The sequence below is a fragment of the Bradyrhizobium sp. USDA 336 genome (assembly GCF_044908355.1).
Taxonomy (GTDB): domain Bacteria; phylum Pseudomonadota; class Alphaproteobacteria; order Rhizobiales; family Xanthobacteraceae; genus Bradyrhizobium; species Bradyrhizobium yuanmingense.
On the sequence record NZ_JBIYDC010000002.1, the window covers coordinates 7,378,499 to 7,398,373 of the forward strand.

10 protein-coding genes and 1 pseudogene are annotated in these 19,875 nt (G+C 58.6%); 8 read left to right on the top strand and 3 right to left on the bottom strand.

Annotation, left to right across the window (positions count from 1 at the left end; translation table 11 throughout):
- The first annotated feature begins 222 nt into the window (after window positions 1-222).
- From ABIA45_RS35515 to ABIA45_RS35525, 3 genes are all read left to right on the top strand, one after another.
- Window positions 223-474, top strand: coding sequence for a hypothetical protein (locus ABIA45_RS35515; protein WP_157785199.1), 252 nt, complete (start codon window positions 223-225; stop codon window positions 472-474).
- Window positions 475-2,243: 1,769 nt separating this feature from the next.
- Window positions 2,244-3,587 (top strand): M16 family metallopeptidase, encoded by a 1,344-nt coding sequence (locus ABIA45_RS35520; RefSeq protein WP_404655813.1) that lies wholly within the window; start codon window positions 2,244-2,246, stop codon window positions 3,585-3,587.
- Complete coding sequence (locus ABIA45_RS35525) at window positions 3,584-4,948, top strand: M16 family metallopeptidase (protein WP_404655082.1); 1,365 nt, start codon at window positions 3,584-3,586, stop codon at window positions 4,946-4,948. The genes ABIA45_RS35520 and ABIA45_RS35525 overlap by 4 nt, the downstream gene beginning before the upstream one ends.
- Before the next feature lie 790 nt (window positions 4,949-5,738).
- Here the strand turns inward: ABIA45_RS35525 and ABIA45_RS35530 are convergent.
- The gene (locus ABIA45_RS35530; RefSeq protein ID WP_404655084.1) at window positions 5,739-6,113 is read right to left on the bottom strand and encodes an integrase core domain-containing protein; all 375 of its coding nucleotides are present in this window, start codon (window positions 6,111-6,113) and stop codon (window positions 5,739-5,741) included.
- A gap of 465 nt (window positions 6,114-6,578) precedes the next feature.
- On the opposite strand from ABIA45_RS35530, the pseudogene ABIA45_RS35535 reads away from it, so the two are divergent.
- The 5 genes and pseudogenes from ABIA45_RS35535 to ABIA45_RS35555 all read left to right on the top strand — a co-directional run bounded on the left by ABIA45_RS35535 (window position 6,579) and on the right by ABIA45_RS35555 (window position 16,207).
- Window positions 6,579-7,505: pseudogene (locus ABIA45_RS35535) on the top strand (TauD/TfdA dioxygenase family protein).
- A gap of 1,303 nt (window positions 7,506-8,808) precedes the next feature.
- The gene (locus tag ABIA45_RS35540; RefSeq protein WP_404655086.1) at window positions 8,809-9,870 is read left to right on the top strand and encodes a lysine 2,3-aminomutase; all 1,062 of its coding nucleotides are present in this window, start codon (window positions 8,809-8,811) and stop codon (window positions 9,868-9,870) included.
- Window positions 9,871-9,880: 10 nt separating this feature from the next.
- Window positions 9,881-10,741, top strand: a complete 861-nt coding sequence (locus tag ABIA45_RS35545; protein ID WP_404655088.1) for a MaoC/PaaZ C-terminal domain-containing protein — start codon at window positions 9,881-9,883, stop codon at window positions 10,739-10,741.
- Window positions 10,742-11,839: 1,098 nt separating this feature from the next.
- Entirely contained in the window at window positions 11,840-12,700 is an 861-nt protein-coding gene (locus tag ABIA45_RS35550) for an acyl-CoA thioesterase (RefSeq protein WP_404655089.1), read from the top strand.
- Window positions 12,701-15,043: 2,343 nt separating this feature from the next.
- The gene (locus ABIA45_RS35555) at window positions 15,044-16,207 is read left to right on the top strand and encodes a M20 aminoacylase family protein (RefSeq protein ID WP_404655090.1); all 1,164 of its coding nucleotides are present in this window, start codon (window positions 15,044-15,046) and stop codon (window positions 16,205-16,207) included.
- A gap of 815 nt (window positions 16,208-17,022) precedes the next feature.
- Here the strand turns inward: ABIA45_RS35555 and ABIA45_RS35560 are convergent.
- Both ABIA45_RS35560 and ABIA45_RS35565 read right to left on the bottom strand, forming a co-directional pair.
- Entirely contained in the window at window positions 17,023-17,970 is a 948-nt protein-coding gene (locus ABIA45_RS35560) for a cupin-like domain-containing protein (protein ID WP_404655091.1), read from the bottom strand.
- Between the two features lie 127 nt (window positions 17,971-18,097).
- Window positions 18,098-18,997 carry a LysR substrate-binding domain-containing protein gene (locus tag ABIA45_RS35565; RefSeq protein WP_404655092.1) on the bottom strand — a complete coding sequence of 300 codons (900 nt, stop codon included), beginning with the start codon at window positions 18,995-18,997 and terminating at the stop codon, window positions 18,098-18,100.
- Between the last annotated feature and the right edge of the window lie 878 nt (window positions 18,998-19,875).

Below are 19,875 nucleotides of genomic sequence, written 5' to 3' on the forward strand. Positions count from 1 at the left end.
GAGGGTGGCAGCAAAGTTCGGGTAGCCCCAGCCACTGGCAAGTGGCGCAGGTGCTTTGCGCAGCTGTGGGATCGCGAGCGCGTGCTTATCAGATAGGAGTCCTGTCAATTGTCACTACCAGATGCGGGCGTTTTGTAAGCAGTACTTCCATCCTAAAGTTACGGCAAGGTTGGATGCACATCGGCGTGTGCCCAACCAGCTTCGAAACGCGGAAAAGAATGCATGGCGAACATCAATCTCAGCTCCCAATTTGTTGGGCAGATGCACGCGCCCGACAGCGAGCCATCACCGACCGAAAACTCACTAATGGAGAGCACTGGTCCCGAGACATTGAGGTTTCCAGATGAGACGTGGAATAATGCCGATGGCGCGGATGGGTGCAGCAATAAAGCGCGCGCGCCATTTCCGATCTCGACCGGTGCTGCGCAATCTGGTGGCTCTATCGCCTCCATTTCGGAATCACCGGCAATGTGATGTTGGGCCTTACCGCGGTCACGGTCGCCCAGGAGAGATCCCGCTGCGCCATTTAGGAGTCGTGACATCGAGCGCCTTCCATACGGGCCCGGCGCAGCCCTAACGAACCTGCCACAGGTTGCGCGTTTGGCTGTCGAGCAAAAGTTTGAGGCCAACGCCAATCGCCTCAAGTCTCCCCCAGCCGAAAAACGCCGCAATCACATCTAGCACCGACGAACTGCCCGGGGGCGGCACCAACTGCGCTGGCAAATATGACCTGCAGACCGCAAAACTCGAACTAGTGCTCGCACTTCACATCATCAGCAGGTTAAAATTAATGGGGCGGATGATGCTGCTCGTGGATCCCCCATCAGCATTGAAACGACGGGCCGGGCTAGCTGACAGCAGCGAGCGCTAAAATCGGACCGCTTGGGAATGCTTCGAACCAGCTCGTCAAGGAAGGTTCGGCCGAGCGCCTTGCGCGTGGATTGATCCTCGCGCAGAACCTCATCGGCACGCTGCGCTCCGCGTGACACGCCTTTTTTGCCTCTCCGCCAGTCCTGTCCGGTCTCATTAGATTCGTTTGATGCGTCGCAAGATCGAGCACCCTATGCGAATGCGATGGGCGGGCTTCGCTATGAGCGCGAGCGGCTATAGCGCTATCCCACGGGGCGCTCGGGTCGGTCCGGTTGCGTCCTGTAAGGCGCGAGCGGCTCTCTCCCGAAAAGGAGGTGGCGGCGCTACAATGGGGTTTCGAGGCGACTGGCTTTCCGCCGCTGATCGTAGCTGCCTTAATGCCGGCGTGGCTCGCCTCCGTGTCGCAAATATTGTCTGGCAGACTTGGCTTGCTGCTTTCACCTCGCGCTGGCGTCCGACCGCCACCGGCTGCGCGATGCGACGGCAGCCGTGATGGTTACGGAGACGACATCAGCCGTTGAACAAGGATCAGCTGGGCGCCGTCGACCCGCTGAAATGCCAGCGGCTTTCTCGGCCAGTATGCGCCAAATGAGCCGTCACGCCGTTGTGGGAGGCGGAGCTGCGACCGCCCAGGCTTGTTTCGCTGCTCATCCCACCATCGCGATCATCGCCCGTTACGGTGGCGGAGGACATCAGATGAGCGGCAGGAGGCGATGGCGAGAAACGGATGACGTAGAACCATCAGCAAGACCGGCAACGCACTTTCTGCAGCCTTAATCGCCGAGATCACCGCAAACTGAACAGCGGCACTGCACGGGACCTCCACAAGTTCTCGGACTGGCGCTGATCGCGGCCACCCATGCACTCGATCATGCCATTCGAGAGTCTCCTGATACGCATGGTCGTCGGCACCAGTAACGCGCTAAGCGGTCCGCAAAAGAGAGGGTCTCTAGATAGCCACACCGTGTCTGATGTACGACGATGTGTAAAGATACGGACAGAGTGCTTCGGGTGACCACGCTGTAATTTAAACAGTTTCTTCTTTGGCACGACTGATGCTTTTGGGTTAGCGCGGCGACGCGCCGGCCGAGGGTATTCCCCTAGAGCAAGCGCGATCTGTCGATTGATAGCCAAAAGCATGGAGCATCCTATAGATGACTTCGATGATGACCTCATTCCTCATCCAGACCCAAATGCAATGTAGTTTGCAAAAAGCCGTCGCGATCCCGCAGCTGACGAATGATATTGATAATGATGCCGCGTCCAATCGGCCGCACGATCGGTCTTTCGTTTTGAAAATTCGACAGCGACTGCTGTCAATGCTGCCGAAGTCCTCACCTCGAACGGTCGTTTGCGTTTTAGCACTGGTGCTGATGCGCGCCTTCTTAATAGATGGCGCCTCAGCCGAGACTCTTGCAAAGTCGATGCCCCTCACCAGCTTTACGCTTGGCAACGGCCTGCAGGTGGTCGTAATCCCTGATCATCGAACACCGGTGGTGACGCAGATGATCTGGTACAAAGTGGGCTCCGCAGATGAGGAGCCGGGCAAATCCGGGCTCGCCCATTTTCTCGAACACCTGATGTTCAAGGGCACGGAGAAGCACCCGGGCGACGAATTCTCCCAGAGCGTGGTTCGCGTCGGCGGCGATGAGAATGCCGAGACCTCGGTTGACGACACCAACTACTACCAGCGCGTGCCGAAGGAGCAGTTGCCGACCATGATGGAGTTCGAGGCCGATCGCATGACCGGCCTGATCCTCAAGAACGAGGACGTGCTGCCGGAACGCGACGTGGTGCTCGAAGAGTACAACATGCGGGTCGCCAACAACCCCGGAGCGCGGTTGCACGAACAGATCGAGAGAGCGCTCTACCTCAATCACCCCTATGGACGGCCGATCATCGGTTGGCGGCAAGAGATCGAGAAGCTCGATCGCGAGGACGCGCTGGCCTTCTACCGCCGCTTCTACGCGCCGAACAACGCGATCCTGGTGATCGCCGGCGATGTCGAGGCCGCCGACATCCGTCCGCTGGTCGAGCGCAATTTCGGCTCGATTCCCGCCCAGCCCGCGATCCCCGCGCGCCGCGTTCGCCCGCAGGAGCCCGAGCCGGCCGCGACGCGCACCGTCACGCTGGCCGACCCGCTCGTGGAGCAGCCGAGCCTGCGCCGCTACTATCTGGCGCCTTCCGCAACGACGGCCGCAGCCGGCGAGAGTGCGGCCCTCGACGTGCTGGCACAGCTGATGGGCAGCGGCAGCAATTCCTATCTCTACCGCGCGCTCGTCGTCGACAAGCCGCTCGCAGTCTCCGCCAGCGCCAGCTATTCGAGCATCTCGCTCGACCCGACCCAGTTCGCGATCTCGGCGGCGCCCAAACCCGGCGTCAGCTTCGCCGAGGTCGAGCAGGTGATCGACGGCGTCATCGCCGACATCGCGCAGAACCCGATCCGCGCCGAGGATCTGGAGCGCGTGAAGACCCAGCTCGTTGCCGAGGCGGTCTACGCTCAGGACGATCAGGCCGTGCTGGCGCGCTGGTATGGCGGCGCGCTGACCACGGGCCTGTCGATCGAGGACATCAGGAGCTGGCCCGACCGCATTCGCGCGGTCACCGCCGAGCAGGTGCGCGCCGTCGCGCAGAAATGGCTCGAGAAGAAGCGCTCGGTGACGGGCTACCTGATCAAGGACACCAGTGCCACCAAGCGCGAGGAGAAGCGTTCGTGACTTATTCCTTCCTTCGACGCGTTGCATTCTCCGTCGCCGCCGGCGCGGTCATCGCGCTCTCCGCGGCCTCGCCATCGCAGGCCGCCGCAAAGATCCAGCGCCTGGTCTCGCCCGGTGGCATCGAGGCCTGGTTCGTGCAGGACGCAACCGTGCCGCTGATCGCTATGGAATATTCCTTTGCCGGCGGCTCGTCCCAGGATCCCAAGGACAAGTCGGGCGTCGCCAATCTGGTCGGCAACCTGCTCAACGAAGGCTCCGGCGATCTCGACTCTAAGACCTTCCACGAGCGGCTCGACCGCCGCGCCATCGAGCTCTCCTTCAGCGCCAGCCGCGACAGCTTCCGCGGCAGCCTGCGCATGCTGCGCGACAACAAGGACGAAGCCTTCGACCTGCTCAGGATGGCGTTGACCTCGCCGCATTTCGACACGGCCGACGTCGAACGCATCCGCTCGCAGGTTCTCTCCGGTCTGCGCCGCGAGACCACCAATCCGTCATCTCTGGCGAGCCGCAAATTCCTCGAGGTCGCCTTCGGCGATCATCCGTACAGTCGGCAGAGCAACGGCACGCTGGACAGCGTGCCGAACATCACGGTCGCCGACCTCAAGGACTATGTCGGCCGCGTGCTCGCCAAGGACACCCTGAAGGTCGCGGTCGTCGGCGACGTCGATCCGGCGACCCTCGGCAAGCTGCTCGACCAGACCTTTGGCAGCCTGCCGGCGAACGCCAGGCTGAGGCCGGTGGCCGATGTCGAGGTGGCCAAGCCGCCGCAGCGCGCCTTCGTTCCACTGGACGTGCCGCAGACCGTCATCACCTTCGGTGGCCCCGGCGTGAAGCGCAGCGACCCCAACTTCATGGCGGCCGATGTCGTCAACCACATCCTCGGTGGCGGCGGATTTTCGTCGCGGTTCTATCGCGAGGTCCGCGAGAAGCGGGGCCTTGCCTATTCGGTGTTCGAATCCCTGCTCTGGATGGAGCATTCGGCGGTCTTTATCGGCAATACCGGCACCCGCGCCGACCGCGCCGGCGACACCATCGCTGCCATCGAGAAGGAGGTGCGTCGTATCGCCGAGGAGGGCCCGACGCAGAAGGAGCTCGACGAGGCCAAGTCCTACCTCAAGGGCTCCCAGATGCTGGCGCTCGACACCTCATCCAAGCTGGCGCAGGCGCTGCTGCAGTACCAGCAGGACAAGCTGCCGATCGACTATATCGAACGGCGCAGTGCCATCGTCGATGCGGTGACGCTGGACGATGCCAAGGCCGCCGCCAAGCGGCTCTGGGGCCAGGGGCTGCTGACGGTCGTCGTCGGCCGCACCCCGCAGGCCGCCGCGCAACCCGCGGCCACGGCGCCGAAGTCGAACTGAACTGCCATAGTAGCGATAGCGCTCCTCGCTAACACACGGCACGCTGCGCTCTGGGCTACTCGATTCACACATCGCTTCGGTCTTTCAGCGATGCATCATGAGGTTGGTGCCGCGCTTCATGGCTTCGAACTCGAGCCATCCCTGAAGCAGTGACGATCGGACCCGGCTTGCCGTAATAGCCGGTCCATCCACCGAGACGCGCGCAGAACCAGGCTGCATGAGCGAACGACCCCATTCGGATGAGGGTTCTTCTGCCGCTCCGTCTTGCCTTCGAGCTGAGCACAGCAGGCTTCGAGCAGCGGAATGTCCTCAGGTTCGTACGCATTGCTCGGAGGCTGCAGAGGTCCCGGACCACCATCACGGGCGTGCACCAGTTGCTGGATACACACAGCCGCGATCAACGTCGCAGTTATCAGTCGGTTACGGGGCGCTTCCTCGATTTGCAAGGCTTCGATGTCGAAGCCTTAATCCAGAGCCAATACGGCATGCAGATACTCACCCCTGCCGCGTTCCGAGCGCAGCACAGTCGTGCCCTGGATCGCCAGCACATGTCGGCCCACGCAACGTTCTGCTGTCCGTCCGGCGCGGCGCACGGCTTGAGCAGACGGCGATTAACATGGCGCTCGCTTTCATTGTCCGCGGCATACTTTTCTGGGGAGCCATTGCAGGGCTTCTCTATTTGCTGTGGAAGTTGCCATCCTGTAGCCCGACGATCAGGGCGTCGGCCAGCCAGTGTCGAGGAAATGAGGAGCGGCGGCTTGAACTGCACCCCTGATGTGAGACACGGTAGTCAGGGACAGGAGCCGAGCGCCTGGGGCGGCTGGGCGGGTTGATGGGTTACGGCCGCGATGCGGGGCTGCTGCGCAGCAGCTCCGCATCGCGGTAAATTTGCTTCGAACTCGGCAGGCGGCCGGCAGGCCAGAGCCGAGTGTAGCCGTTGGCGATTGTACACGTCCTCGACGGAGGCGCCGATTGCATTTCTGGCATGCTGCGCATCGCGGTAAGTCTGGCCGTTGACCGCCTCCTGTTTGAGGGTCTTCATCTCCGCCTTGGCATTGTCATAGGGATTCCCGACCCGGCTCATGCTCGGGGCAATGTCGTGCCGCTGAAGCAGGTCCGTGTCGCCGCAGGCGTACTGGGCGGATTCAGGCGGTCGTCGCAACACCAGTTACTTTAACCAGTTTCAATCTTCATCGCTCCGATGAGGCCGTGCGGGTTTGTATGAGGTGCGATCCAGTCGCTGTTGGATGAGTTTCCACGCACGAGCTCTTAGACGAAGCGAACGTCACGAAAGCTCGAAAAGAAAGCTGGTTTCGTTTCATGGACTGGACATGTGTTGCGTCTATGATCTGCGCTGTTGATCAGGCGGCAGATCGATCTGGTGGCCGTATATGCGAGTCTCCTCGATGGGACGGCATTGCCGAGTCCGCACTCAGAGGGAGTGAGATCCTAAGATGCTGGTCGTGTGGATTGGACTTCAGCCGCGTAATTGTAGGCGCGGCGACCCCCACGGTCAGACAATTCGGATCCATGTCAGCAGAACGCCCTTGCCGTGTTCGTCGACCTGACACGACCACCACGGGGCGTTTGTTAGCAATCCACAGAGAAAGGCGCCGTCATGAGTGGCACAATGAACGTTGATAACGTCATTTCGCGAGCAGACATCGTCAAGCACGCGGACCAGCTTGGTGCCGAAATCAAGAACCTTAAATTGTCGGATGATTTGCGCGACGAGGTATTCATAGCCTTCAACCGGCTGGTGCTGGAGCATAAGGTTATCTTTTTCCGTGATCAGGGACATTTCGATGGTGCCCTGCAAAAGCGCTTTTTGTTTCGGCTCGATTCGCTGATACCGAATCCCACAATGGTGGATACAAGGGGAGGCTTCACAGCCGGGAAGACGCTGCCTGACCGCGCCGGCAGTCATATCGATCAAATGGAGAATGAGGTCGTCTTCTGTGCCGGCCGCCCAGCAATTTCAATGCTGTGGGGCGCAGGGATCCCATCTTGTGGCGCGGACATCGCTTGGTCGAGCAAGGCGGCCGCCTATCTAGACCTTCCCAATCCCCTGCGGATGTTGGCCGATAACCTTTGGGCTGTGAACTACGCCGCATTCGATCTCACTGCGACAGAGAGGGCCACCGAGGCCAACTAGAGCGGATGGGGCGGCGTATCTACCGGAACGATTCAGGAAACGACATATCCGATGGTTCGTGTTCATCCCGAAACCGGCGAACGTATGCTCTCGCTTGGTCGTTCCGTGCAGAGCTTTGTCGGCCTGCAGCGCTATCCCAGTCAAAAGCTGTTCGAACTGCTGCAATCCTACCTTGTCGCGCCGCGGAACACTCTGCGCTGGAAATGGGAATCCGGCGACGTCGTAATCTGGGACAATCGCGCGACTGAGCCGTACCCCCTCAACAAGATCGGCAATCCTTATTGGGCTATGGACCAGCGTGTAATCGGCGCCGGCGTACCGCACGGCCGAAATCACGGGCCGCTAAAGCTGCCTAGCGCAATCAGCACGTGCGAAATTCGTACGACGCCGGCCAGCGACTGAGTTGCTTCCCGGCAAATCAAACGGAGCCGGGCCTTCTTGTTCTCAGGACCGCTAACCGGCGCGGGCAAGCTGCTTCTTTTTGGTCCGCAGAATTGCTGAGAAGGCGCTAGCAGTCGGTGCTATTCTCGTGTGGGAGCCGAGTACAATGCGAGCCGGCCCTTGCCCAGCGGTGCTGGGACGTTGAAAAGCTGGAGCGCATGTTCGCGCAGTTTAAGATGGCGCTCAATTGACTTATGAGGATGCATCCGCGCGTTTGTAGGACCACAGCGTGGGCTCGCTTGCCGCCCAAAGGTCCTTGGGTTGGCGAATGTCATCTAGCCCGGATTGAGATCCGAGCTGTGGGACGGCAGAATAGTCGGGGCACGCCGGCGCCTGGCTATAGGCATGTAGCCTCTTCGACGCCTGGCACGGCAAACTGTGAGGACTCACCGCGTCGCTCTGACGCACCACGGAGAAAAGGTTTGCTAGCCGTGGGCGGAGAACCACTCGGCGTTGACCGCGCGTGGAGCACGAGGCGCAGTCAAGCCCTTCGCAGATAAGGTCCCAATGACCGTGCTCGTCTTCTTATGGCCGTTCAGCGCATTGCCATAGCGGATGCGCCGACATCGGCCCGGGGCGTAACGACGGCTGTCACGGTTGTCGTCGGGTCCCATCGAAGAAACTCAACCGGAGACCAAAAGTCTCCGCACTGCGCCACGCTTTCCGGCGCTCAGCGAGTTCAGGACGATGCCAATCGCTGGCCCGCACGGTTTTACTCGAAGGGGATCTTCTCGGCCGCGAGGAACGGCGATACCATCGACTTGTAGGCTTACGCATTGTGCGGGCGAAGCAGGCGTTTGGCGATCCGCGTCGAGCGTCAAATCGTCCCCCTAGGCCGCAGTTGCAGGAGCTAATCTCGGTTTCGGGAGAGCGTCGGCCAGCGCCCGATCGGCAAAGCTGCTTTGCGGTGCCTTTCCTCAAACCGCCCTGATCACCTAATCGAAGAGCCTTCCTATTGGCCATGCTCGCCAAGGTATAGTCATGGTTCGCCCGATTTGGCTTATCCCTTGCAATTCAGTTCGATCTCAACACGCTCTTTGGCTGCAACTTAGGTCGCTGCGGTCCTTCGACCATCTAGCGCGAGTATCAGCGCACTTTTCTCAATGTCGATCCCGATAGGCCTCACCACACTAGGTAGGTATCGATCCGCTGATGGTGCTGTATTGTAGACGAGGAAGATCGCACTGAATTTAAAACGCGCTGATAAACGCGGGCGAGGTGCGCAATGGAAACCACAGCTAGTCAGCTGGATTGCAGAGCACACGTGTTGAAGCTCATCGAAGAAACTCGCGCCGTGAGCGAGAGTGAACTGCAAGTCAACAACATCACGCCCTATCATGTCACAAAGTCTCATTGCGAACAGATCGTGAAGAGCGGATACTACGATCAGCTGAAGTACATTGTCGAGCCCTCAATCCGAGAGTTCGACGGCCCAGGCACCTTGCATAGGAGCGGCGAGCACGACAACACGGTCGTGCCGGGACTCCAGCACAAGTACGCCCAAAACGGCATATTACTGGTCACGGAACGCTGCGGTTCATATTGCCGTTACTGCCTTCGAAAGCGCATTGTCGGGAAAGTTTCGGATGAAATCGCACCCGACTTCGGTCGGGTCGCGCAATATATTGCTCGCCATCCTGAGACGACGAACGTACTCCTTTCGGGAGGTGACCCGTTCGTGCTCAGCACGTCCAATCTGAACAAGACCGTCGACCATCTGCTGCCAATAGAGCATTTGAAGTCGATCAGATTAGGCACAAAAATGCTCGCCTATGCGCCAGAGCGGTTTGATGAGTCAGCTCTATCGGCACTAGTCCAGCGTATCCACAGGGCCGGTAAATCTCCAATCATCATCGCGCATTTCGATCACGTAGGCGAGATCTCATCCGGCGCGGAGCGCAAAGTGCGCGCTTTGCGGTTAAGGAATTGCACGCCCTGTGCTCGGTCCTCGCTAAAGTCAACGATGATCCCCGAGATATTAGCTGCGACGTTTGCCAAATGCCACGAAATCGGAGTGCGGCCCTACTACTTATTTCAAGCGAGGCCGGTGAAGGGCGGCTCGCACTTCCAAGTCGCACTGGGGCGCGGACTAGAGATGGTCGCGTGTATATGCGGTACCACCAGAATAAAGTTCCCGAGAAGATGGGTAAGATCTTTTCCCGACCGCACGTCGCGACAGCCTGCTGGCTGGATGATCTGCCCGAACAATGAGATCTGCCGCACGCCCTCCAGCGCGACGAACATGGAGCGCCTGCGGTACGCGCGCCGCCCCACGAAAGACATTCAAGTTGAGCCCCCGGCCGCGGCCTTGGGTCGTCAACGGTAGAAAGGCTCGGATGCCGATCAACTATCCCGCTGCACTGAACTTAAAGACATGTGGGGCTCCTTATTCCTGGACTGACAAGGAGGTACTGCTCTATGCACTTGGAGTGGGCATGGGCTCAGATCCTTTGAATGAACAGGAGCTGCAATTTGTCAATGAAGCATTTGCAACTTCCAAGCCATTAAAGGTCATGCCGACGTTTGCTTCCGTCTGCGTTTGGGGCGCACGCCCCGGAGTCATTGATCTCAATCGCGTCATGGTTGTTGACGGCGAGCGGGACATCACGTTTCACAAGTCAATGCCGATCGCCGCGAACGTGACAGCGGATGCGCGTGTGAAGGGAATCTATGACAAAGGTAAGGAGAAAGGAGCGATCATTCAGAACGAGGTGGTTGTCAGAGAGAGTGGCGGCGACAAGATCGTCACAATCGTTTCATCGACCTTCGCGAGGGGGGACGGCGGCTTTGGCGGGCCATCGGAGGGGATGCCCGAGCCACATCAAGTGCCCCGCCGACCACCAGATAGATCCCTCGATATCCCTACCCGAACTGACCAGGCCCTTATCTATCGACTTTCCGGTGACCGGAACCCCTTGCATAGTGATCCGGAGTTCGCCTGTCGGGCCGGGTTTCCAAGGCCCATTCTGCACGGAATGTGCACGTATGGGCTGACCTGCAGAGCGGTCCTGCAGACCTACGCCGACTACGATCCGTCTGCCTTTCATCGTCACCGGGCCCGCTTTTCGGCGCCGGTGTTCCCGGGAGAAGTTGTTACCGTCAATCTTTGGAAGGACAGTAATTCGATCTCATTCGAAGCTTGCGTGCGAGAGCGTCGGGTTACGGTCGTCAAGAATGGGCACACGGTGCTGCACTGAGCAGGGGCGGACCGTTCCTCGCACGTAATCGGCTGCCAGTTTGCCGCGCTTTAGCGGTTCTTGCCGATATGCAAAGGTCCGAGGCAACGTCCGCATGCATGCGCCGCCCAGCGCAAATCTTACTAACCTGAGATGTGGGAAGCATTCCAATTGCGGCCTTCATGCGTGGACCATCCCGGCTGATCGCGCCCTAGGGCTTCAACAGAGAGCGCGGTGGGGCGTTTCGCCGTTCTCGAAGCGAGGCAGACCCCTGGGGCGACGCCGAAGCGCGGTTTAAACTCTCTAAAGGGCAGGCTTGCAGATCCGCAGCATATGCAGGCCGAATTGCCGCTCGCCGCATTGAGGATGGGGATCAAGGGGCAAAAGTCCGCTGCCGACCCGGTCCGTCACTCCGATCGCGGCATCCAAGAGACTTCAACCGGTACCGCCGAGCACTGCTGGCCGCGGGCTGCCGGCCTTAGACGAGCCGCGGAGCCGAATGCTACGACAATGCCCCGCTGGAAAGCTTCTTCCACAGGCGAAAAACCGGACGCCAGTATGCAATCCGCAATAATGCAGAGCACGACATTCGTCGCGTACATCGAGGGCCTAATCACAGCAGACACTCAGCCATCTGCTATATCAGCCCGGTCGAGATGGAGCTAAAGTCGGCTTGAACCGCTTTTTTTCGAGGATCGGGACGCTCTTGAGCCGATGCGGCAACAAGTGCGGTCCTAGGAAGCAGCTCAAATCGGGTTCGCATCGTATTTTAGGTAGGCCAATCGCATTAGCTGTTTGCTTCACGACGTGTCCGAAACCAAACGTTCACAGCGCTGCCAATGTTGACGCGACAAGAACTTCCTCATTGTGCATCTCGTCATGTGATGCGCGGAGCGGCACGCCGATTGCACAAGCCTCAATGATTATCATAAGGGGTGGGGCTGTCGAAAGTTCCGTCATGTGAATTGTCGGTCGTACGGTGTGCAGTAACGGGAGGAAGCAGTCCGGCTAGCGGCTCCGAAACCCCGGTTGCAACGATACTTCATCTAAGGCCCACGACATTGGTGCCCATGATCGTACCGCTCCAGTGATGACGCTGAACACGCTAAGAGTTCTTGAATGTACAAAAGTCGGATCGACCTTGCAGCCATTCTCGACCTTGACTCGATTGGGGTCGATCTATTTCTCGGCAAGAGCCCAAACGTCAGCGAGCACCGGGTATTCGGCGGCCTAATCATTGGTCAGGCGATGTTTGCAGCATGTCGCACAGTCGAAGCCAGGCTGCCGAATTCGCTGCATTGCTACTTCCTCCACACCGGGGATCCTCAGATACCCTTGATCTACAGAGTCGAGCGCCTACGCGATGGCAAAAGCTATTCGACACGGCGCGTCACGGCGACGCAGCACGGCAGCGCAATTTTTTCGATCATGGTCTCCTTCCACAAGGGCGAAGTAGGGGTGTTCGAACACCAGGATAAAATGCCTGAGGTGCCGGCGCCCGAACATTTCGCGGCCGAAAAAATCTCGAAGCTGCCATTATATGCCGATCTCCCCAAAATTGTGCGGCGCTACTATGAACCGGATCGTCCAGTCGAGCTTCGTCCCGTTGAGATCGGTAGGTATGTTGGCCAAAAAATCGAGAACGGAAGGCTGCATATGTGGATGAAGGCCGCGCAAAGGCTGCCCGACGATCCGGCGCTGCACATATGCGCACTGGCCTATGCCTCGGATTTGTCGCTGCTGGATGCCGTGATGGCACGCTATGGGCGCACGCTGTTCGATGGACGCATCTTGTCCGGTAGCCTTGACCATGCAATGTGGTTCCATCGCCCGTTCCGCGCCGATGATTGGCTACTCTATGCCAAGGAATCGCCGAGCGCGCAGAGCGGACGTGGCTTTACCCGTGGGCTGATCTTCAGGCGCGACGGCACGCTTGTAGCTTCGGTCGCCCAAGAGGGCTCGGTGCGCGAGCGACGCTGAGCTTGCGCAGCACGGGTAAATTGTGGCTTGGTTGAGCCAAGGGCAAACAGCCGTCTAGCTTGCCTTGCATGCCGCGGTGCTAGTACTCCAGCTCTTTCTATTAACCGCCCGTCGTCACCCCACTCTCAGCAGCTAGTTCCCGACCTACGTCTAAGCGTTCCCGCATCATACGGAAGCCGTCGCGGTTGAAACCGCAGCGTCGTCCTCGCTCAACTTGAATCGCGCAATGGTCCGATTGAGGTGCTTCGGATTGAAATGGACCCGGTTTTGGGGACCAGGGGTGGAGATCGACCCGCTCCGTTTCATAAACGAGCGAACCATGAAGAAGAGACGCAAGATTGAGGTCGCCTTGCACGCGAAGATTGCCGTGGATGTGGTGCGCGAATAGGCGACGGTTGCCGATCTGGCCCAGTGCTATAAGGTTTACGCCAGCAGATTTATGCCTGGAAGAACCAGCCGCTGGAGAACGCAGGGGCGAGCCTTCGACGCGGGCATCGGCCGAGATGGCGAGGCCTTCGCGAGCGAAAGGTCGAAAAGCTGCATGCCAAGTTTGGCCAGCTCACGGTGGAGCGGGAGGTTTTAAGCCAGGAGGTCCGGAGGATGAGCGGCGCTGTACCGCCGGAGCGATGCGCGACGGCGGCGCTCGGGCGCTGTCGATTAGAAAGAAGATGCGCCCTGGTCGGCGTCGCGCGTTCCGGCATCTACCGGCCGCGACCCCGGCAAGGACGATGACGCCGCACCGATGCGCCCGCTCGATGAGCGGTTCACGACGTCGCCGTTTCTCAGCGCGCGTCCCATGAGGCCGATGCTGCGTACCCAAGGCCCGCGGATCAACCGCAAGGGTGTAGAACGGCTATGAGCACGATGGCGAATCGCGGCGCTCGGGCCACGACCTCGCACAACGAGGCCTGCCGCCGGCCACAAGCTCTCTATCTATTTCTGCGGCGCAACCTCACAATGAGCGCGTCAATCACGTCTGGGCGGCCGACATCACCTACATCTCCGTCCGACAGGGTTTCATCAATCTGGTGGTAATTATTGACCTGGCGAGCGGGCGCAATGCTGGCTTGGGGATCGTCGAAACGATGGATGTCTCGTTCTGCGTGACGGCGCTCGGCGACGGTCTGGGCAAACACGGCGGCCGGTGATCTCAGCACGATGCGAAGCTCGTCCGACAACTCCGACAGCGGCATCCGGTTCACGAGCGTCGCGTGCACTGGCGGACTCTCGGCCGCCCGAATCCGGATCTCCATGCACGGATGCGGCCGCTGAATAGACAAGGTCTTCATCGAACGTGTCTGGCGATCGCTCAAGCACGAGGACATCTACCTGAAGGATTACCCCGAGGGCTGCGATCGCAAGGACGGAATCGCAGCTTGATTGCCTTCTACAACGAGCATCGCCTTCCACACGCGCTCGGCTATCGCAGGCCGATCGCGTATGGCGCGCAGCAATAGGGACGCCCCGTCTGGACATGATGGGCAAGGCCGCCGGATTGCCCACATGCCCACAGCGGCAACTACAGCAGACGATAGCCTTTGCAGCATTGATAGTGGGAGAGAGGTCAGCTTCCAACTAGAAACCGTTCAAGCGGCCCAGCTATGCGGGTCAATTCTACTACTGAACCCAGCAGTTGATATGTCCGCCGCGGAACGCTTCAGTGTTCGCTACATGAGCTGGAGCCGCCGGGACACAGATCAGACTGGCTCTGTCAGATCGCCGAGCCTTTGACCAGAACGCGTGCTCGCCACAGGAAAGCGCAGGCGCGACATCGGCCCGAAGATGGAGATTTCAATATATGCTCACAACGGCGGGTTCGGAGATCCCTCGGGCGGGGCTTCCACTTCCAAGTGGGAGTACTGTTGCCGGCAGAAAAAGGTGCTGGATGCAATAGCGCACGCCAAACCTAATGCAAGCTTGATCACCGCTCCCATCACCCGAAGTATCTTACCGGCTATCCTGGATTTGGTGGGGACGACGACCGTTCGAGTTATTCTAGCACCGGGGCTTGCGCCACTGTCTGTTGTAAGAGAGTACGATGAGAAGGCGAAGGATGCATCGACAAGATCGCTTGTTGTACGCACGAGCGCGATGTTATCAAACTTGCGCAGATGTTCTTCCAGGATCGGACGCGAGATCGGAGAGTAGGTCTCGAACTTGGCTGCTGGAATCCTGCACTGGCAATTCGCCTCTCTTGTTCGTGGTCGAACGAAGATGCCGCACGGCGTTCCGACGCTTCATGCTATCCAAGAGGTTGAACCCAGGATGATCGAATTGGTGGCGTGAGGCACGGCTACGGGGCCGGTCGGTAGCGCCGTACTCACTCAATAAGGTGGGGTCCACATGAATGGCGTTGAAGCGTTCCGAAATCTGCAAGCCGAGGCAACTGCTTGGCGTCACTATCTTCATGAAAATCCCGAGCTGGACTACCGGCTTTACAATACGGCCAGATTCTTAGCGGAGAAGCTAGGTTCTTTCGGCGTTGATCATATCGAAACGGGGATAGCCGAAACTGGTATCGTCGCCTTGATGAGCGGCAGATGCGGAGCCGGGCCAACGATTGCACTGCGCGCGGATATGGACGCGCTACCGATACTTGAACAGTCAGAGAAGCTCTGGTCATCGAAAGTATCGGGCAAGATGCATGCATGTGGGCATGATGGTCACATGGCCATGCTGTTGGGCGCCGCGAAATACCTTGCGGCTACTCGGCGCTTCAGGGGGGGCGTCGCCCTGATCTTCCAGCCCGCTGAAGAGGATGGAGTGGGCGGCAAAAGGATGGTCCAGGCAGGCATCATGGATCGTTTTTCAATAACCAAGGTGTTCGGACTGCACAATGTGCCAGGAATTGAAGTTGGCAAGTTCGGCATCTGCCATGGGCCGATCATGGCCGCTCTGGACGAGTTCGACCTCATCGTAAAGGGGAGAGGCGGCCATGCCGCGAAACCACACGAGGCCATTGATCCAGTCGTCATTGCAGCACAGATCATCGTGGGCCTGCAAACCTTAGTTTCTCGCTACACGAATCCAATCGAGGCGCTGGTGATCTCCGTCACCAAACTCAGTGCAGCTCGGGCTTACAATGTCATTCCCGACCAAGTAGAAATGGCGGGCAGTGTCAGGACTCTTGTGCCCGACCTGCGCGAGTTCGCGGAACGGCAGATTCTGTCTTCCGCTCGAGGCATTGCGCGCGGATTTGGTGCAGATGTCGAATTCAGGTACTGCCGATCCGGCCCGGTCACCATCAATCACGTGGAGGAAACCAATCTGGCGATCAAGGCAGCACGCAATCTTGTCGGACCGACTTCAGTAGATGACAAGATCTTGCCGCGGATGGGATCAGAGGATTTCGCTTACATGCTTGAGGCACGGCCAGGTGCGATCATCTTTCTTGGTAACGGATCGACAGTTGGCTTGCACCACCCGGCATATGATTTTAATGACGACACCTTGCCATATGGCATCGGCTATTGGGTGAACCTGGTCGAGACAGTGCTGGCCCCCTGAACGTTCGACTTCGCTGGCACTGCCACGTCTCCATCGTCTGAACGGAGTAAAACGATTGTACGCTCCGAAATGTCACTGCAACAACGACTTGAGGCGATGATCAAATCTTGGAAGGTGAGTGCGCGTGACCGCCGGTCGTTAAGCTAAGGCCGTCTTGATGCTCAACCGGATAGCCACACCTTTCGATGAGGAAAGTCCGCGCAAGGTTGACGATAATGGTTAGGAGAATCATCAAGGGGATAGCTTGCGAGCAGGCGGGCGTGCCGAGCGAGGCCGGCTCGAGACCCGCTGGTCACCACCTATTGTGCCGCACGTCTGTGCGTACGATGATGGAAGGGCCGTCGGAGAAGCGTCACGTTCCGGCGATCAAGCTCGAGATTCCGATCGACGAACCCAGCCGGGCGAATGTCGTCTGCGAAGCGGCGAAGGCAGCAGAGGCACGATGACTAATCGACCTATCCCCTCCATACGAGCATTGCAGCCGGGTTTCAGTCAGACCTCGTCATAGGCCGCTGGGCGCAATGACCTCTGCTCCATGAACGAGCGGAGAACTTCGCGCCGAATACGCCACTTCCCCTACACAAATCGCGCCAGGCATATGCCGTATGCTGCCGGGGGACTACGCTCACACCGCCTGAACGTTTTCATGCCTTAGCCAAGCACGCCACAGCATCTTACGTCGGCGGGATGCAATCTGGGGCCGAAGTGTTGTTACCCGAAATACGCGCGTCACCCATCGCTTGGCCTCAGCTCGTCCGAGCTGAAACCCGCGTTCTTCAAGGCCGAGGTGACGCTCTCGCCTGCAACTCGCCTCGTCAACTTACATAGCTCAAATAGGGCCGGTACAATGGAAACGTGATGGCTTCAGGTATCTTGGCGATGACCGCCAATGCTGTGATCGCATTGTAATATTTGACTTCTGTCGGGATTTCATCGGGAGGCTGCGCTAACGCGTCCAATACGCTCCGCTCATTGTGCCAATCGATGTTGAAGGAAATCGAGGCCGATAAGCTACGGACGTGGTGGAGGGTACCAGGTGGCATATAGAGCATATCGCCTGCACTTACGGTGATTACGGCGGGCGTTGCATCCCGGTACTGCGGAAAGCGCACATAGTCCGGTTGTTCCGGGTCCACATCAAACCATCTCCAACCGCGGCGTCCACAAAGATCGGCTTGGGTCGAAGGTATGATTGTGAACGTCTTCGTGCCGTAGATCTGGAAGAAGAGGTTGTGACTAAGTAGGCTGTCGAAGTGAAGCGGCGTAATCGTGCCTGCTGGGCCCATGAAGAACTGCGAATACCGCCACCAATGCTGACGATACCAGGGACTAAGAAGCTCCGCGGGAAAGGGCTGACAATCTTGCGCCAGCGTTTCCACTAACCCCAGTAATGGAATGTCGTGGCAATACGGAATTGCCCCCGCATTTGATGGGACTTCATCTTCGCGCGGCGGCTGCTCCATTATCAACCGAACGTATTCTGCGAGGCGCCAAGACGAGACTTTGATGTCACCACTGTTCAGCGTCTTGACTGGCACAGTAAGCGATCCGGCGACCTGGTCAAAATACTGAGGAGACCAGCGCCGGCACGCCTTCCAAGTCGCGCAACCGCCACGTAGGAGAACTGGCCGCATTGCATCTCGGTAATTCGTCGCAAAGTCCGACTCAGTAAGCTGCGCCAAAATAGCAATCGATGATGAGCCCGAGGCTCCTTGCGCCGACGATGATCGATGCCGCGACGCTTGAGTTGATGCTTCTTTCATGTCCACCACTTTCTATGCGCCTCACATGATCAGATTGAACCGCAACCTTCAGCCGAAGGTAGCTAATCTCGCTCATCGACAAAAATCAAAAGCACTTATGGGAACATACGTCTCGCTAATGGCCACGCTATTCGGCCGCCGACCGCGCCGCCTGCAAGGTTTCCGACGACGGTGTCGACCTCCTTAACGATAGGCGAATGTGCTCCGCGAGCATTGCTGCGGGACGGGGTTGATGGCCTGGAGCGCGATACAGAACAAGGTCAACAGTAGGGAGTGATGGAAGCCCCTCCGCCTCAATAAGCTGGCGCACACCGGCTGGTATGATAGACTCTTGCGCTACGGAGACAGCCACGCCGACCGACACTGCAGTGACAATGGGAGCCATTGTGCCGCTCGACAAGACGATTTTAAACCTTCGGTCGGCTTCCTTGAGTGCCCGCAGAGCGATCTCACGACGAAGGCAACCACTAGAAAAGAGCGCTAGAGGCAATAAATCGTACCCGTGCGGCGAGTTTTGCTTCGATGTAATCCAATGGAGTTTCTCTCGTCGGAGCAGCTCTCCATCACTGGCCTCCGAATGCCGGACCACTAGGGCGAGGTCCACTCTTCCCTCCCGAACTTCCCGAACCAAATCGAGCCGATTTTCGACAACGATATCCAGTTGTACATTTGGACAAAACTTGTTGAACAACAGCAATACGTGGGGCAAAAGAATGCGAGCGCAGTCGTCCGATGCGCCGATGCGCACTACGTCGTCCGACGGAGAAGCCGAGAGCTTGGCAAGCGCTTCGTCATTTAGAAGCAGTATCCGGCGGGCGTAATGAATCAGCAGCTCGCCCGCGGTGGTGAGCTGAGCGCCGCATGGACCTCGCACAAAGAGCGGCTTTCCGATGCGCTCTTCTAGTCGCTTGATTTGCATGCTGATCGCCGCCTGGGTCCGGAATAGGTGTTCGCTTGCTTTCGTGAAGCTGCTGGTCTCTGCGACCATCACGAAGGCCCGCAGAAGACCGGGGTCTAAATGCTGCACTTGCGTTTCCAGACGAACAACGACAACAAGCCTCAGGAGATAAGAATATATCGTGCACATCCGCGGTTTCCGACGCCCAGCTTGGGGAGGGTGACAGAGTTTTCCCTCTCATGATCTGCGCATCCGACAGCGCGAATCGAATGCGCGGCTGGTCAGATCTTTAAGAGAGGCATGAAGGCCGTGCATGGAAGAATTCGCGCGGCAGGAGTGCGGATCGGTGCGATCGCAGACCTCCGGCGCAAAAAGCCGCTGATCATTGTCAGGTTTCCGACAAAAATACATGGCGCCAGGGTTCAAGATCACTGGTCGATCGCTATTGCGTGCGAGCTCTTTTCCAGCACGAAAGAAAGTTCAAGGCGGTTGACCTGTTCGCGTCTCCTGCTGCTGAGCGGCAACAACACTGGGCCAAATTGGGGGAGCTCGGATGCCTTGAAGTGTTCCGCGGCTTTCTCACATGCAGTACTGTCCCGAATGCTCGGCTCACAAGCGGGGCTGTCCCCAATGATCGGCTCAAGAGCTACGGGCTCGGCCAAAGCGTGAGAGCCTGTGACGGCTCCCAACATCGATAACTCGCAGGCAGCTTACATTAGCTGCACATTCAGTGTTGAAGCTCGGGCTTTGAGAGCCGTTCACCGAAACGCACCACTCATCGAAACACCGAGAGGGCCTCCAGATGTTCCGAAATCTTGGCCTGCATGGCGGGTTGCGGAGGTGCTGCTGGATCCCTGAAGACTACCAGCCTTAGTAGCTTCATTGTTCTGTTTTCTCAGGTAAGTAGGCGGAGCCAATCCGGAAGACGCGTGTCACAGCATAAAGTCTTCCGAAATGACCCCCTGCCGAACTAGCACTCCGCTGATGTTACCTACGAAGGAGAGTGC